Here is a 15640-nt window from a genome sequence, read left to right on the forward strand (position 1 = left end):
GCGGTCTTGGGGTTTCCCCAAGTGGAGCATCTGGCGTGGCAGGGGAGCCAGTGCGGTCTTGGGGTTTCCCCAAGTGGAGCATCTGGCGTGGCAGGGGGTAGGGGAGCCAGTGCGGTCTTGGGGTTTCCCCAAGTGGAGCATCTGGCGTGGCAGGGGGCAGGGAGCAGAAGGACAAACAGGAATTTCTCCCTCATCCCCCCACTCCCCACTCCCCACTCCCCACTTCCCCACTCCCCACTCCCCACTCCCCACTCCTCACACCGTCGCCCGTATCCTTTGCCAGAGAGTAAAGCCTAAAAGGATAATGATGCCGCTGAGGGTAGCAACCATCACTGCTAAACTCATGTGCTGTGTTCTCATCGCCAGCAAGTTGAAAATCAAGGTGATTGACCACAAAGTAAACCCAGCGTTGCGCTGGGATAAACCCCAAGCTAACAAGCGGTGGTGCAAATGGTCTTTACCGGGGGTACTCATGGGATTTTTCCCTGCCATCAGCCGCTTGACTACCACTTGAGTGGTATCTAACACTGGCAACAGTAAAAATAACACTGTCGGCACTAGTGAAAACACAGTAGTTACTTGGAGTTTACCGAGAATACTGGTTGCCGCTAGCACATAGCCAAAAAAGTAGGCTCCGGCATCACCCATAATGATTCGCGAGGGGTGGAAGTTGTGACGCAAAAAGCCCAGCGCCGCGCCCCCCAATGCTGCTAAAACTAAAGTTGCGGCTGCCCGATTGGGAAACTGGGCAGAAACTGCCAACAAACTCATGGCGGTAATAAAGCTGACTCCTCCCGCCAAACCATCCATACCATCCATCAAGTTGATGGCGTTGGTAATTCCTACTACCCAAAACACCGTCAACAACGTTGACAAAATTGAGTCAAAGGGAGTGCCAAAATTTATATCAATACTGATGCCATTAGCAACCAGCAATAGTGCGGTGAGAATTTGAGTAAACATCCGCACAGACGGGGGTAAGCCGAACTGATCGTCTATAAAGCCGACAAGAACTAATATTGAACCTCCGAGTAAAATACTCAGCACCTGCACCAATACGTTTTGCACTTCGATTGGGCGCAAGAGGCTAGCTAGTACCAGTGCGGCAATTACTCCGGTGTAAATAGCCAAACCCCCCGCATTGGGCAAAGGTTCTCGATTTAGTCGTCGTGCGTTTGGTTGGTCAGCCCAACCGACGCGCAAGGCAAACTTGCGTAAAGTCGGAATCATACGCCACGTAACTAGCCAAGCCAAAAGAAACGTAAATACTACCGCTAACCAGCCGGAACCGCTAGGTTTAGCTATACCAATAGACTGAAGGGAGTCGTATAGATTCATCTCCCGATTTAAGCATTACTGCCAATAGCCGACATGAGCATCAACTGTATATTAATCAATTTTTTTCCATTTATTTGTAAAATGAACTGGTTCCTCAGTTAGCACTCAAAGCTATTGAGTGCTAAATTGTCTATTGGAAGCGCTAGAGAAGTCAAACATGGCAAAAATTGTTGCATTTGATGAAGAATCGCGTCGGGCACTAGAAAGAGGCATTAACGCCCTTGCCGATGCAGTGAAAATCACTTTAGGTCCAAAAGGTCGCAACGTCCTTTTAGAAAAGAAATTTGGTGCCCCTCAGATCGTCAATGATGGTATCACCGTTGCCAAAGAAATTGAACTAGAAGATCCGCTAGAAAATACTGGCGCGAGACTGATCCAAGAAGTGGCATCAAGAACCAAAGATGTGGCAGGAGATGGCACCACCACCGCTACAGTTTTGGCACAAGCGTTAGTCAAAGAAGGTTTGAAAAACGTCGCCGCAGGCACGAATCCAGTAGCTTTAAAGCGGGGGATCGACAAAACCATCGAAGCGTTGGTGCAAGAAATTGCCGCCATCGCCAAACCAGTTGAAGGTAGTGCGATCGCCCAAGTTGCCACCGTGTCAGCTGGTAACGATGAAGAAGTCGGCAGTATGCTTGCCGAAGCGATGGAAAAAGTCACCAAAGACGGTGTAATCACTGTTGAAGAATCCAAATCGCTAACCACTGAGTTAGAAGTTGTTGAGGGGATGCAGATAGATCGGGGTTATATTTCCCCCTATTTCATCACCAACAACGATCGCATGACGGTGGAATTTGAAAATGCCCGCATCCTGATTACTGACAAAAAAATCAGCAGCATTCAGGATTTAGTGCCAGTCTTGGAAAAAGTCGCCCGTTTGGGTCAAGCTTTGCTCGTTATCGCCGAAGATGTAGACGGCGATGCTTTGGCAACTTTGGTAGTGAACAAAGCAAGAGGTGTGCTGAGTGTCGCTGCGATTAAAGCCCCTGGTTTTGGCGATCGCCGCAAAGCAATGTTACAAGATATTGCGATTCTCACTGGCGGACAAATGATTTCTGAAGAAATCGGTTTAAGTTTGGATACCGCTACTTTGGAAATGCTGGGAACTGCCCGGAAAATCGTTATCGATAAAGAAAACACCACCATTGTAGCTGCCGGCGAAGCCAGTTCGGACGTACAAAAGCGAATTGGTCAAATTCGCAAACAATTGGAAGAAACCGATTCTGACTACGATAAAGAAAAACTGCAAGAACGCATTGCCAAGCTAGCTGGTGGTGTCGCAGTGATTAAAGTCGGTGCCGCAACGGAAACCGAACTCAAAGACCGCAAATTGCGGATTGAGGATGCCCTCAACGCTACTAAAGCCGCTGTGGAAGAAGGAATCGTTCCGGGTGGGGGAACAACCTTGATTCACTTGGCGAAGAAGATTGAGGAAATTAAAAATACCCTCGACACAGAAGAAAAGATCGGCGCTGATATTTTAGCGCGATCGCTCGAAGCTCCCCTCCGTCAAATTGCAGATAATGCCGGTGCTGAAGGTTCTGTGATTGTTGCCAGAGTGCGCGAAAGCGATTTCAACACCGGCTACAACGCTGCTACAGGCGAATTTGAAGACTTGATTGCTGCTGGGATTATTGACCCTGCCAAAGTTGTGCGTTCAGCTATTCAAAACGCCGCATCTATCGCAGGTATGGTTTTAACCACCGAAGCGATCGTTGTCGAAAAGCCTGAGAAGAAACCAGCCGGCGGTGCCCCTGACATGGGCGGCATGGGCGGTATGGGCGGCATGGGCGGCATGGGCGGCATGGGCGGCATGGGCATGATGTAGTCCCCCGCGACCGTGTAAAATCCTGTAGGGGCGGGGTTTCCCCGCCCTTCCTTATATAATTTAATGAAATAATAAAAAAATTAATAATTAAGCCGCAGAGAGCGCAGAGAAAAAGAAGAGTGGCTAAATAGGGAGATTCTCCTTTGCCCATAAAGCAGCTTGAGTGCGATCGCGTAACCCCAACCGCCCTAAAATTTGAGTAACATAGTTTTTCACAGTACCCTCAGTCAGATATAATATCTGGGCAATTTCTCGATTATTTTTACCTTGAGAAATCAGCTTTAAAACTTCTGATTCTCGTTCAGTCAAATGGTAATGTAAATTTTGCTTGATTGCAGGAGGGTGAAGTTGGGCAAAAACTTTTGGTGCAATAGTTGGACCTAGCTGACAATGACCTTGGTGTAAAGTGCGAATTGCTGTGGCTAACTGTGCTGAAGGGGTACTTTTAAGTAAATAGCCGAGTGCGCCGGCTTGTAAAGATTTCCAAATATATTCATCCTCATCAAAGGTAGTCAGCACGAGAATTCTAATCCAGGGAAAGCGTTGATGAATTTCGCCTGTTGCTACTACCCCATCACAAATCGGCATCCGTACATCCATGAGAATAACATCGGGTTGTAAGGTTTGGGTTAGAGCGATCGCTTCAAATCCATGACTCGCTTGTCCCACAATTTCTAAATCTTCTTCTAGTGATAATAAAGAAGCTAATCCTTGGCGAAACAACGCTTGATCATCTACTAATAAAACTCGAATCATCTCACACCATTTCCTCATTTACTCGTTCCCAGATTTAATCTAGGAATGTAATTCAAGCAGTGCCGCTTTTATAATGAAATTATTACTTGAATCTGAGTTCCTTTGCCAGGAGAACTCTTAATCTTCAATTCTCCTCCCAAAATCTGAACTCGTTCTTGCATTCCCCGCAGTCCAAAACCAGAAGCAGGTGCGCTCAAATCAAATCCTTCACCATCATCAATTAGTTCTAGAATAATCCCCTCCGAGGTTTGATAACCATTAAGACTAACAACACTTGCACAAGCGTGTTTTTGAATGTTGGTAAGTCCTTCTTGCACAATACAATAAAGTTGGTGGCTAGCTTGAATTGGTAGTTGGGGCAGTTTTACATTTAAGTGAATTACAAAAGATTGGTTTTGCCCCACCTGTTCCACTAAAGTATTTAGTGCTAAATTAAGATTAAAATTGCCATTTCGCAGCGTTTGCACAGACCGTCTCACCTCACTCAAACACTGACTAGTTAATTCTTTGGCAATATCTAAAGACTTAGCAGCTTGGATATAATCGCGCTGATACAATTTTTGAGCAAGTTCCAATTGCACATCTAAAGTTGTCAGATAATGACCCAATGAATCATGAATTTCACGGGCTATGCGAGTACGTTCTAAAGTTGCAGCTAAACTTTCTACTTCTTTCGCCAAAACTTCTGCTCTTTGACGAGTTTTTTGTTCGGCAATGACAACAAAGCTAAATAAAATTACAAAGGTACTTCCCGCTAAATACAAGCCAATATCATTAATCATTTGACTGATAATAATCAGGAAATTATTGTCATATAAATGAGCAATACCTTGAGCTATATGGACACGTTGAAATTCCAATATTCCAGGTAAACTCCAAGCTAATAGTAAGTTCCAAACAATTCCTGAGAAGATTGCAGTCATGACAACTTCTTTGCGGTTAAGTAAAAAACAGCTTTTAACAAGTACGATATAGATTAATATCTCAAAACTAATTCCCACCGCTCTAGGAAACATAATTGATAGTATTTCTAGAAATATATAAACTCGTCTTTGCCAAAGAGGACGATTTATCGGAAAAATAAAACTCAAAGTACCAGAAGTAGCTATAGAAGCCAGATAAGTAGGGAGAAATTGCGCCGTATAACTACCTTGGCGGTAATTTACTAAAAGTAGCAAGAGATATACAATCAAAACCGTCCATTCAACATATCGCAAGGTACGGCGTATAGAAGTGGTTGTGACTAAATTCATCACGGTTTTTCCCTTGCAGTGTCAGGGGTAAATCAAGATTTATCATCCACTCTGGATGGCGAATTTAATACATGACTTTAGTCATAAATATGTATGACTTTAGCCAAGATTGTCTAGATATTATCTTTGCTAGTTTACTTGTAGCCGTTTCTCTAAAAGATTTTATGAAAAGTCAAGTATTGCTTGGGTATTTACTTTAGGGATTGTATTTGTATGAAAAACTTATACAGCCTGAGTGGCAGCATTGCAGCGTCTATCATTTTGACTTTTTTACACTCGGTTCCTTGCGCGATCGCTCAAGAAACTATTCCTGACAATCCTACCACCGAAGCAGAAAAGAGCGTCTTGGTAGGGGAAGTAGTTGTCAGCGGTGTGGAAGGCAAATTGCAAGAAGAAGTATACAAAGTATTGCGAACGCAGCCAGGAAAGACAGTAACGCGATCGCAATTACAAGAAGATATTAACGCAATTTTTGCTACAGGTTACTTTGCTGATGTCCGCGCTATCCCGGAGGATACACCGCTGGGCGTACGAGTCACCTTTGCGGTAAAACCTAACCCAGTGCTGCGTTCTGTACAAGTGCAGGGTAATCAAGTTTTGCCAGCCAAAGTAGTAAATGACAGCTTTAACCACCAGTATGGCAGTATTCTCAACCTCCGCCAACTTCAAGAAGGCATTAACAAATTAAATAAGTGGTATCAAGATAATGGCTATGTTTTGGCGCAGGTAGTTGAAAGTCCCCGCGTCGCTGCTGATGGAACTGTAACCTTGGAGGTGACAGAAGGAGTTGTTGAAGATATCCAAGTGCGGTTTGTGAATCTGGATGGAGAAGATAAAGACGCTGCTGGTAAACCGATTCGCGGACAAACGCAAAAATATATTATTACTCGTGAAATGCAGTTAAAGCCGGGAGTTGTGTTTAACCGGAACTCTGTGCAAAAAGACTTACAGCGAGTCTTCGGGCTGGGGATTTTTCAGGATTTGAAGGTTTCGCTCAATCCAGGGCAAGACCCACGTAAGGTAATTGTAGTTGTAAATGCTACTGAAGGCAAAAGCTTTTCTCTAGCGCCTAGTGGTGGATTTAGTTCGTCTAACGGATTTTTTGCTGCTGGTAGCTTTCAAGCAAAAAATTGGGCAGGAAGAAACCAAAAACTAGGGACTGAAGTGCAGTGGAGTCAGCGAGGTTTGCTATTTGATGCCAACTTTACCGATCCTTGGATTGCAGGCGATCGCTTCCGCACTTCTTACACGGTGAATGGTTTTAGACGACAAACAATTTCGCGCATATTCGAGGGTGGCGATCAAGACGTAGAATTGCCAAATGGCGATCGCCCCAGAATAAATCGCACTGGCGGCGGTATTACTTTTACCCGTCCTCTCAGTAAAAACCCGCTGGAAAAGTCAGAGTGGGTAGCTAGTGCTGGGTTGCAGTATCAACGGATTTCGATCCGTGATGCTGATGGTAAATTGAGTCCCAAGGATGAACTGGGAAACAACCTTAGTTTTAGCGGTAATGGAAACGATGATTTGTTAACTTTGCCCTTGGGGTTGATACGCGATCGCCGTAACGACTCACTCAGACCGACACAAGGATCTGTTTTGCGATTAACTAGCGAGCAGTCAATTCCCATCGGTGAAGCAAGCATTTTATCCAACAAGCTGCGGGGTAGCTATAGCTTTTATCTTCCCACGCGCTTGACCCGTTTAACTCAAGGCTGCCGTAAAGCAAATTCCACCGCACAGGAATGTCCCCAAGCGATCGCTTTTAATTTTCAAGCGGGAACCGTAATCGGCGATTTACCTCCCTACGAAGCCTTTTCTCTTGGTGGTGCTAACTCTGTGCGAGGATATGAAGAAGGTAACTTAGGTTCAGCTCGCAGCTTTCTTCAAGCGACGGCTGAGTATCGCTTTCCGGTTTTTTCGGTTGTTAGTGGTGCCTTATTTTTTGATGCTGCTAGCGATTTGGGTACTAGCAGTAGTGTTCCTGGGAATCCCGGTGGTGTGCGGGGTAAACCTGGTAACGGCTTTGGTTATGGTCTTGGAGTCCGCGTCCAATCTCCACTCGGACCGATTCGCCTTGACTACGGCTTGAATGACGAAGGAGAAAGCCGCATCCAGTTTGGCATTGGAGAGCGATTCTAAGCTTGTATACAATCAGTGCCAGTCGGGGGGCTGGCAGGATGTATTTATAGCTAATATACAAATATTATAAAAGCAGTTTGTCTTGTCAAGACTAACTGTTTTTTATATTATTGCTGATGAACGAGGTTAGCGCGTAAGCTTTTATAATTATTCACTTTTTGGAACTTTTTACCCATTGTCTTCTAAGCAATAAGGTAGACAGGAATAATAATCTAATTCTTGAATTCCAAGCATAATTAGTAGAAAAGGACTAATTTAAACTAATAAAATTACTGGAAATTCAGTAAACAAAATGGTGAAAATTCAAGAGTTCTAAGTTAATGGCTAATGACTAAATCAGGTAAAACTACATGATGAGAAAACTTCGTCACCTTCCTCTAAAATTAGTTAAGCCAAAAGATGATGAGGAAGACTTTTTTCACCGACCGGGTGATATGCCGGGAACTATCATTATTGATGCAGACGCTCCACCACCGATAATATTCCTGATTGATTATAACAAGACTAACGTAGTTCGCAAGCAACTGAATACACCAGAGGAGTGTGCCCCTTATTTGGATAAAGAATCTGTTTCTTGGGTGGATGTGCAAGGTTTAGGCAGTATGGATATTTTGCAACGTTTGGGAAAGGTGTTTGATTTGCATCCTTTGGTTTTAGAAGATGTGGTAAATGTACCAGAGCGTCCCAAAATAGAGGATTATGACGATCAATTAGTGATAATTTCGCGCATGGTGGTGCCAAAAGAGAGAGTATGTGGCTTTTATAGCGAACAAGTGAGTTTGGTATTGGGGAAATATTACCTGCTGACAGTGCAGGAGGAACCAGAACATGATTGCCTAGAAGGAGTGCGATCGCGAATTCAAAAAGGTAAAGGCATTATCCGCTCATCAGGAGCCGATTATTTAGCTTACACTCTGTTAGATGCGATAATTGATGGGTTTTTCCCTGTGCTGGAACTTTACGGCGATCGCATTGAAGAGTTAGAGGAAGAAGTCATAATCAATCCTAGCCCCAAAACTTTACAAAAAATATATCAACTTAGGCGAGAATTACTGCAACTGCGTCGCGCTATCTGGCCCCAGCGGGATGCAATTAATTCTTTAATTCGGGAAGGCAACGATCTAATCGGTGACGAGGTGCGAATATACTTACGAGACTGTTATGACCACGCAGTACAAGTAATGGACATGGTGGAAACTTACCGAGAACTTGCATCTGGGTTAATGGACGTGTATCTTTCAGCAGTCAGTAACAGAATGAATGAAGTCATGAAGCTGCTAACGGTGGTGTCGGCAATTTTTATTCCGCTAACTTTTATTGCAGGTTTGTATGGAATGAATTTTGAGTATATGCCAGAACTGAAATGGCATTGGGGTTATCCGCTTTGTTTAGTAGCGATGGGGGCGATCGCATTTGGGTTAATATTCTTTTTCTGGCGAAAAGGCTGGCTAGAAAATGCTTCTACAATTAAGCACGATTAAAGATTTCACACGGGCAATGAATCGAATATCTATTCACATTAGCAGGGAGTCTATATTCTGAATTATGAGAGGAACAGGCGATCAGAATTTATTTGTTTTGACGTTTTATATAATTGGCGTCACTTACACTTTCAATCGCATGATTGAATCAATCGACGACCAAATTAAGTTTGAATATCAAAAAAAAGACGTCGAGGAACAACTTAAAGAACAAAATATCCAAGACCATGTGGGTATTTCTTTTAAATTTAAACCCTCAAACTCACTTGAAGACGTGAAAGAGTTGTCAATTAGCATTGAGAATAAATCTGATAATCTTGCCGTATACGTTGACTGGGACAACAGCTCGATAGTAGTCGAACATAACAAGCAATCGCGCAGAGTAATTCGTAAATCACCAGACTTAACCCGCGACTTAGCTGTACCGCAAAGTCCGAGCTTAGTTGCTCCCAAGAAAACACTTACAGAAGCGGTGACAGCTGAAGATGTTTTCGAGCGCGATCAAGTAGCTGGAACCTACACACCCAAAAAACCCATAGTTAATATAATTGCGCTGCAAAAAAGCCCGGTAAGGGCGCAAAATATTTTGTACAGCGACTTTATGAAGCAAAGAAAAAACTTGAACTTTTCGCTACAACTAGTGCTGAGGATATCTGAAGTGCGTGTCGGTCTAGCTCCAGGTGTGAATATTCCTGCCATGTGCATTATAAATTGTCCCTTCGTAGTTAGAAAACTACCTTGGACATACGCCCTACCTTGGAATTCTAAAAGAAAATGAGTTAATCTCAAACCGGACACACGACCCCATCCAAGATTACACTGGATTATGGGAGAGAGTAGGCGCAGGCGGTTGCAGATCAGTTTCGTTGAAACTAATTTGAGGAAAGTCCGGACTCCCGAAAGACCAAACTTGCTGGATAACGTCCAGTGCGAGCGATCGTGAGGATAGTGCCACAGAAAGATACCGCCAAATAAAGTTAGGAGAACGGAGTAGGAGTTTTGAATTCATAACTCATAACTCATAACTCATAACTCATAACTCATAACTAATTTGGTAAGGGTGCAAAGGTGCGGTAAGAGCGCACCAGCAGCGTTGAGAAGCGCTGGCTCGGTAAACCCCGGTTGGGAGCAAGGCGAGAGGAACTACGGTTGGTCTTTTACCAGTTCCGTTATAAAAGAGCCGCTAGAGGCGTTTGGTAACAAGCGTCCCAGATAGATAACTGCCCTCGCAAGAGAACAGAACCCGGCTTACGATCCGACTCTCTCCCCCTATTTGAGTGCTGAGGAGCGAAGTTAGGAGTTAGGAGTTAAAAGTTAGGAGTTAGAAGTTAGGAGTTACGAGTTAGAAGTTAGAAATTAAAAGTTAGGAAAACAAAGTAGTCGGCGCAAAGTTAAAAATCAAAAGTCACCTTTGTCCTCCTTGTCCACGCCAGGCGCCTCAACGGAGGGAACCTCCGCACGGAGAAAAGCTCCCCTTGTCCCCTTGTCCACGCCAGGCGCCTCAACGGAGGGAACCTCCGCACGGAGAAAAGCTCCCCTTGTCCCCTTGTCCCCTCTCCCATGTGATGACTCTCGCTTATCCACGCCGTCAACGACAGCTTGAAAACTTAGTACAAAAATTAGGTCTGTCAACACAAGCACCTATAAAGTGGCAGCTTCTTGACTTAGCGCTGACTCATCCGACTGTCTCTGAGTCGGCAAATTATGAACAACTGGAGTTTGTCGGCGATGCGGTGGTGCGCTTGGTGGCGGCTGTTGTGTTGTGGGAAAATTATCCTGATTGCCCAGTGGGAGATTTTGCGGCAATTCGTTCGGTGTTGGTAAGCGATCGCATTCTCGCTCAATTGGCAAAAGAATACGGTTTGGAGTTATACTTACTTGTCGCTGGCAGTGCTACCGCTGATAAAGTTGGTCAAGAGTCACGACTGGCAGATGCTTTTGAAGCCGTCCTCGGAGCGCTTTACCTCAGTACTCAAAATCTCGAACTTATTCACCCTTGGCTAGATCCCCACTTCAAACAATTAGCGGCAGAAATTCGCCTCGATCCCGCCAGATTGAACTATAAAGCTGCTTTACAAGAATGGACTCAGGCTCAATTTAAAGTTTTACCTGAATATCGAGTTGTAGAAATTAATCTACCGCACCACAATCAAGAACGTTTCATGGCTGAAGTCTGGCTGCACGGCAAAAAGCTCGGTCAAGGCAAGGGACGCTCCATTAAAGGCGCCGAGCAAGCTGCGGCAAAAGTAGCTTTTTTTGCTATTAGCTCTACGGATAAACCCTAATTAGTCAATAGTTGATACTTCATAGTTAAAAGTAATTTTTATAACTATTGACGATTGACGATTTACCGTTGACTATTAACTATTAACTGTTGACTCTTGACTATTAACCAATGATTAAAATCGCTGTTATCGGAGTTGGACGTTGGGGTGTGCATTTGCTGCGGAATTTTTTACAACATCCCGATGTAAGTGTTGCTGCGGTAGTAGACCCCAATCCAGAACGATTAGCAGCAGTAAAACAGCAGTTTAACTTAGATAATACTGTAATATTAACAACCCAGTGGCATGAACTTAAGCATCTGCCTGGGTTGCAAGCTGTAGTAATTGCTACTCCCGCTATCACTCATTACTCTTTAATTGCCGATGCTTTACGCTGGGGATACCACGTTTTAGCAGAAAAACCCCTAACTCTAGATCCAACAGAATGCCAGGAATTATGTCAGTTAGCAGAACAACTGAACTTAATTTTGATGGTTGACCACACTTATTTATTTCATCCAGTAGTTGAGCGAGGGCAAACTGTAGTTCAGGCTGGTAAATTAGGTGATTTACGTTACGGCTACGCCAGCCGCACGCATCTCGGACCAGTCCGCCAAGATGTCGATGCTTTGTGGGACTTAGCGATTCACGATATAGCCATTTTTAATAATTGGCTAGGTCAAACACCCGTGAAAGTACAGGCAACGGGTACAGTTTGGCTACAGAGAGGAATGGGGGAGATGGGGAGACAAGGAGATGGGGAGACAAGGAGATGGGGAGACAAGGAGATGGGGAGACAAGGAGATGGGGAGAAAGAATTGTCCCCACGCCCGTCGCCCTTGTCCCCCCTGTCCCCCTGTCCCCCTGTCCCCCCCTCATCCCCCTCATCCCCCTCATCCCCCTCATTCCCAAATCAAGGACTAGCAGATTTAGTCTGGGTAACACTTACATACCCGGATGGTTTTCAAGCTTACATACACTTGTGCTGGCTCAATCCGGATAAACAGCGGCGGATTGTGGTTGTGGGAAGCCTGGGCAGCTTGATTTTTGATGAAATGTCAACGGAAGCACCTTTGACGCTATTACATGGTGAGTTTGCGGTCAAGCAAAATCAATTTATACCCGTGAATCAAAGCCGCGAGGTGTTGGAAGTAGAAACAAGCGAATCATTGCAGCGGGTTTGCTCAAACTTTGTTAACTGCATCCTTGAGAATACTCCTTCAATGATTTCATCTGGCTGGGTAGGCACAGAATTGGTGCAAATTCTCACGGCTTTAACAGAATCTCTCAAAGAAAATGGTAAATCTGTTTTGATTGACAAATTTGTTAGTCGTTAACTAACTTTTGAGAGATGGGGAGTTAGCGCTGTGCGGTAAGAATTCGGATGTCTGACGACGAGTCGTCCGCAAAGTGTCTGTACCGGAAGTATCTCGGACTTCTCGCCATATTCCTATCTCTTGGGAAGTTACCATTGAAGGAAGTCTATGCTCGGATTTTTCTACATCTATTATTCCTTTGGGAGAAGGAAAAATGTTTTCCTGAGAACTAATTTCCTCTATTTCTTTGATTTGATTTGCGCTTCTGTGTTCTGAAACCTCTTGATGTGCTGAAGTAGATAACAGCGAGATATCAATTAAAGGTAAAGCGATCGCAATCGTGGTGCCTTGGTTAATACCCGCACTCTCAAGAGTAATCGTACCTCCCATGAGTTCGATTAAGTTTCGTGAAATCGCCAGTCCCAATCCTGTACCTTCAAATTTGCGTGTGTTTGCATTATCTGCCATCACAAAGGGGCGAAATAGTTTATGCTGTTGGGCAGGATCGATGCCCACACCTGTATCTGTAACGGTGATAATCACCTGAGATTGACTAAAACTATTTTCAATTTCTGTAGCGATCGCAATGCTTCCAGTTTCGGTAAACTTCGTTGCGTTGCCAATCACATTAATTAAAACTTGCTTCAGTTTAGCTGCGTCTGCCTTAATTGCAATTACTTCCTCTCCTAAATCAATTTTTAATTGCAAGCCTTTTTTTTGCACATTAACTGATTGTAAATTAATCACCTCTTGCAATAACTTTCGCAGGTCAATCGGTTCTGCGACAACTGAAAGCTTGCCTTCTTCAATTTTGGAAAGGTCAAGTAAATCATTAATGATTCCTAACAAGTGAATTGCGGCTTGATCGGCATGTAAAAGATACTCCATTTCTTCTTCACGGCTATCGCACATGCCATCTTTAACTAGCTGAACACAGTTGATAATCGTATGAAGTGGATTTCTCAACTCATGGGAAGTTGTCGCTAAAAACTTGCTTTTGAGATGATTGGCGGTTTTCGCTTCTTTCCAAGCTATTTCTAACTCTTCTGCCCAAGCTTTAAGCCTTTCTACCATTTGGTTTAGTGCTTGCGCTAGTTGATTAAACTCTCGAATTTTAAAGTTGTGCGGAATTGATTCGGCGGAATGGTGGCTGTTAAGATTTAAGGCATAGTCTCGCAATTCTTCTACGGGACGTGCTAAGTAACGACCTAAATACAACGATGCCAAAACACTGACGCCAATTAAGCCAAATGTTAAAGCGAGTAGAATTAGTTTGATTTCCCCAAGCCCAAATAAAGCATTATCTAAACTTGTAACGGCTAACACAACCCATTTTTGCTGCTGTTGATTTGTAATTGGATTGGGAATAGCTGTGTATCCAGCTACTAATTCTATGCCTTCTTTTTGTTCTCCTTCTTTAAAATATAAAGTTACAGAATCTCGTTTTCCTTTGATCGCACGTTTCAATATCATTTCTAGCCGAGAAGCATCTGGATGCTGTTTGATATTAGTCCCCACTCTTGCTGGCAGCGGGTGTGCTAAAATTGTCCCATCTTCAGCAATTACTACTGTAGAGCCTGTTAATGAACCACGCTTATTTTTTATCTGTTGGTGTAATGCTGTCTTAATTCTTAAGGCGTAATGTAAGTTACCAAATCTATCGTAAACTGGGGCAGATAAGAGTAATTGCAGTTGATTTCTTGAATCTTTTTTACCAGTTTTCCCTAAAAGTGATGGTGAAATTGCCTGAACTTCAATTTCGTCATTAGGTAAAGGTAATTTTAATTCAGCAATTGGTTGCTCACCACAAGTACTAGCAATTATGTTACTGTTTCGCAGATTTGCTAATTGAATACATTCTATGTGGGTTGGCAATTGCTGTGCGATCGCGTTGATAAATTGTTGCGCTTCCCAAGAAGAACCAGACTTAATAACTGTTGTTTGACTGGCACTTAACAAGTTAGATTTTAGGGCTGCGATCGCATCAACAATCTTTTCCCCTTTAATCTGGGAGCTTTCTGTTAAGTTTTTCCTGGCAGTTTCTAATAGGCTAGAACGTGCCTTGTTTAATGCGAGAATTTCTCCTGCTAATAAAACTGGAACGAACAGCAGTAAAATTCTTGACACTAAAATTCGACGGAAAGATGATTGACTGGGTTTAGTCATCGACAGTCTCACTTCGCATCTGCAAACCAAAACAGTAACGATATGCTCTTAAAACAGCTAGATGCGACATTTTGTCAATTTATAACAATTTTATTTCTAGCTATTAAAAGTAACAAATCGGTAAATTCCAAAAAGAAACTTGCTATACAAAAAGTCTTTGAGAGTAACTGTAACAGAATTTGTTACAGATAGATACACTTGTGAAATAAAGCAGAACAGTTTTTGCTAATATCCGGATTTTTTGATAATTCACACACCAACAAGGAAAATATCAAAATCAACTTAATGATGCAACATCGTCCTCATACCACTGTAGTTATGGCAATGAGTGCAGATGGCAAAATAGCCGATGTCAGGCGATCGCCTGCTCGATTTGGCTCTTTAGCTGATAAAGCACACCTGGAGAAGCAAGTAGCTGCCTCTGATGCCATTTTGTTTGGTGCTGGTACTCTTCGAGCCTACGGTACAACACTCACCGTATCGCATCCACAACTGCTGCAACAAAGAACACATTTGGGTAAATCTGCCCAACCAGTTCATATAGTAGTTACACACTCAGGCAAGCTAAATCCGGAAATTCACTTCTTTAAGCAGCCAGTTCAACGCTGGTTGCTCACTACAACAGCAGGAGCGCTGTTTTGGCAAGGCAGGACAGAATTTGAGCAAATTTTAATTTTGGAAACACCAACAGAAGAAATTGACATTTCTACTGCCTTACAACATCTGACGAATCTAGGTATAACACGCATCGCCGTACTCGGTGGTGGTAGTTTGACTGCCTCCATGCTGGAATTGAATTTAATTGATGAATTATGGCTTACTGTCTGTCCGCTGATTTTGGGCGGTGCTAGTGCGCCCACACCAGTGGATGGTATAGGATTCTTACCACAGTTGGCTCCCAAGTTGCAACTACTAGAAGTTCAGACTTTTGAACAAGAAGTGTTTTTGCACTATCGGCTGCAACCATTAGTAGATTAGATTATTTGACCGAACCGTGCAGGGGCGAATCCTTCCCTAGACAAATGTGGACAGCCTTCAATCAAAAATGTCGTGGGGGATCGAGGATCTACAAAACAAGGCTGTCCACATAAGGCGA

Annotated in this window: 12 protein-coding genes and 1 other RNA gene; 9 read left to right on the plus strand and 4 right to left on the minus strand. The window is 43.6% G+C overall.

What is annotated here, in order from left to right:
• Nucleotides 1-297 (plus strand): hypothetical protein (locus PI95_RS31705; RefSeq protein WP_444881583.1); only part of this gene is annotated, 297 nt, incomplete at its 5' end.
• Here the strand turns inward: PI95_RS31705 and PI95_RS31710 are convergent.
• Entirely contained in the window at nt 256-1338 is a 1083-nt protein-coding gene (locus PI95_RS31710; protein ID WP_039737323.1) for an MraY family glycosyltransferase, read from the minus strand. The genes PI95_RS31705 and PI95_RS31710 overlap by 42 nt on opposite strands.
• A 157-nt stretch (nt 1339-1495) precedes the next feature.
• Between PI95_RS31710 and groL the strand changes: the two genes are divergently transcribed.
• Nucleotides 1496-3166 (plus strand): chaperonin GroEL, encoded by a 1671-nt coding sequence (gene groL / locus PI95_RS31715; RefSeq protein ID WP_039737322.1) that lies wholly within the window; start codon nt 1496-1498, stop codon nt 3164-3166.
• A 123-nt stretch (nt 3167-3289) separates the two neighbouring features.
• Here groL and PI95_RS31720 read toward each other — a convergent pair whose 3' ends face one another.
• Both PI95_RS31720 and PI95_RS31725 read right to left on the minus strand, forming a co-directional pair.
• A complete protein-coding gene (locus tag PI95_RS31720; protein WP_039737321.1) occupies nt 3290-3922 on the minus strand; it encodes a response regulator transcription factor in 633 nt (210 codons plus the stop codon).
• Between the two features lie 68 nt (nt 3923-3990).
• Nucleotides 3991-5175, minus strand: coding sequence for a sensor histidine kinase (locus PI95_RS31725; RefSeq protein ID WP_039737320.1), 1185 nt, complete (start codon nt 5173-5175; stop codon nt 3991-3993).
• 213 nt (nt 5176-5388) lie between these two features.
• Here PI95_RS31725 and PI95_RS31730 point away from each other — a divergent pair, with 213 nt between their 5' ends.
• The 6 genes from PI95_RS31730 to PI95_RS31755 all read left to right on the plus strand — a co-directional run bounded on the left by PI95_RS31730 (nt 5389) and on the right by PI95_RS31755 (nt 12399).
• The gene (locus PI95_RS31730; protein ID WP_039737319.1) at nt 5389-7317 is read left to right on the plus strand and encodes a BamA/TamA family outer membrane protein; all 1929 of its coding nucleotides are present in this window, start codon (nt 5389-5391) and stop codon (nt 7315-7317) included.
• A gap of 350 nt (nt 7318-7667) precedes the next feature.
• Complete coding sequence (gene corA / locus PI95_RS31735; protein ID WP_039737318.1) at nt 7668-8798, plus strand: magnesium/cobalt transporter CorA; 1131 nt, start codon at nt 7668-7670, stop codon at nt 8796-8798.
• 64 nt (nt 8799-8862) lie between these two features.
• Nucleotides 8863-9576 (plus strand): hypothetical protein, encoded by a 714-nt coding sequence (locus PI95_RS31740; protein WP_039737317.1) that lies wholly within the window; start codon nt 8863-8865, stop codon nt 9574-9576.
• A gap of 55 nt (nt 9577-9631) precedes the next feature.
• An RNA gene (rnpB, locus tag PI95_RS31745) (RNase P RNA component class A) lies at nt 9632-10065 on the plus strand.
• A gap of 298 nt (nt 10066-10363) precedes the next feature.
• Nucleotides 10364-11083 (plus strand): ribonuclease III, encoded by a 720-nt coding sequence (gene rnc, locus PI95_RS31750; protein ID WP_039737315.1) that lies wholly within the window; start codon nt 10364-10366, stop codon nt 11081-11083.
• A gap of 110 nt (nt 11084-11193) precedes the next feature.
• A complete protein-coding gene (locus PI95_RS31755) occupies nt 11194-12399 on the plus strand; it encodes a Gfo/Idh/MocA family protein (RefSeq protein ID WP_039737314.1) in 1206 nt (401 codons plus the stop codon).
• On the opposite strand, the gene PI95_RS31760 is transcribed toward PI95_RS31755, so the two are convergent.
• Nucleotides 12400-14544, minus strand: a complete 2145-nt coding sequence (locus PI95_RS31760; protein WP_163519376.1) for an ATP-binding protein — start codon at nt 14542-14544, stop codon at nt 12400-12402.
• 285 nt (nt 14545-14829) lie between these two features.
• On the opposite strand from PI95_RS31760, the gene PI95_RS31765 reads away from it, so the two are divergent.
• Nucleotides 14830-15522, plus strand: a complete 693-nt coding sequence (locus PI95_RS31765) for a RibD family protein (protein WP_039737313.1) — start codon at nt 14830-14832, stop codon at nt 15520-15522.
• Nucleotides 15523-15640: the final 118 nt, after the last annotated feature.

The sequence above is a fragment of the Hassallia byssoidea VB512170 genome (genome assembly GCF_000817785.2).
Taxonomy (GTDB): domain Bacteria; phylum Cyanobacteriota; class Cyanobacteriia; order Cyanobacteriales; family Nostocaceae; genus Hassallia; species Hassallia carrinoi.

Excerpts from the sequence above, each read along its gene's own strand:
- PI95_RS31710 (WP_039737323.1), bottom strand. The coding sequence starts at position 1,338 with ATGAATCTATACGACTCCCTTCAGTCTATTGGTATAGCTAAACCTAGC.
- groL (WP_039737322.1), top strand. The coding sequence starts at position 1,496 with ATGGCAAAAATTGTTGCATTTGATGAAGAATCGCGTCGGGCACTAGAA.
- PI95_RS31720 (WP_039737321.1), bottom strand. The coding sequence starts at position 3,922 with ATGATTCGAGTTTTATTAGTAGATGATCAAGCGTTGTTTCGCCAAGGA.
- PI95_RS31725 (WP_039737320.1), bottom strand. The coding sequence starts at position 5,175 with ATGAATTTAGTCACAACCACTTCTATACGCCGTACCTTGCGATATGTT.
- PI95_RS31730 (WP_039737319.1), top strand. The coding sequence starts at position 5,389 with ATGAAAAACTTATACAGCCTGAGTGGCAGCATTGCAGCGTCTATCATT.
- corA (WP_039737318.1), top strand. The coding sequence starts at position 7,668 with ATGATGAGAAAACTTCGTCACCTTCCTCTAAAATTAGTTAAGCCAAAA.
- PI95_RS31740 (WP_039737317.1), top strand. The coding sequence starts at position 8,863 with ATGAGAGGAACAGGCGATCAGAATTTATTTGTTTTGACGTTTTATATA.
- rnc (WP_039737315.1), top strand. The coding sequence starts at position 10,364 with ATGACTCTCGCTTATCCACGCCGTCAACGACAGCTTGAAAACTTAGTA.
- PI95_RS31755 (WP_039737314.1), top strand. The coding sequence starts at position 11,194 with ATGATTAAAATCGCTGTTATCGGAGTTGGACGTTGGGGTGTGCATTTG.
- PI95_RS31760 (WP_163519376.1), bottom strand. The coding sequence starts at position 14,544 with ATGACTAAACCCAGTCAATCATCTTTCCGTCGAATTTTAGTGTCAAGA.
- PI95_RS31765 (WP_039737313.1), top strand. The coding sequence starts at position 14,830 with ATGATGCAACATCGTCCTCATACCACTGTAGTTATGGCAATGAGTGCA.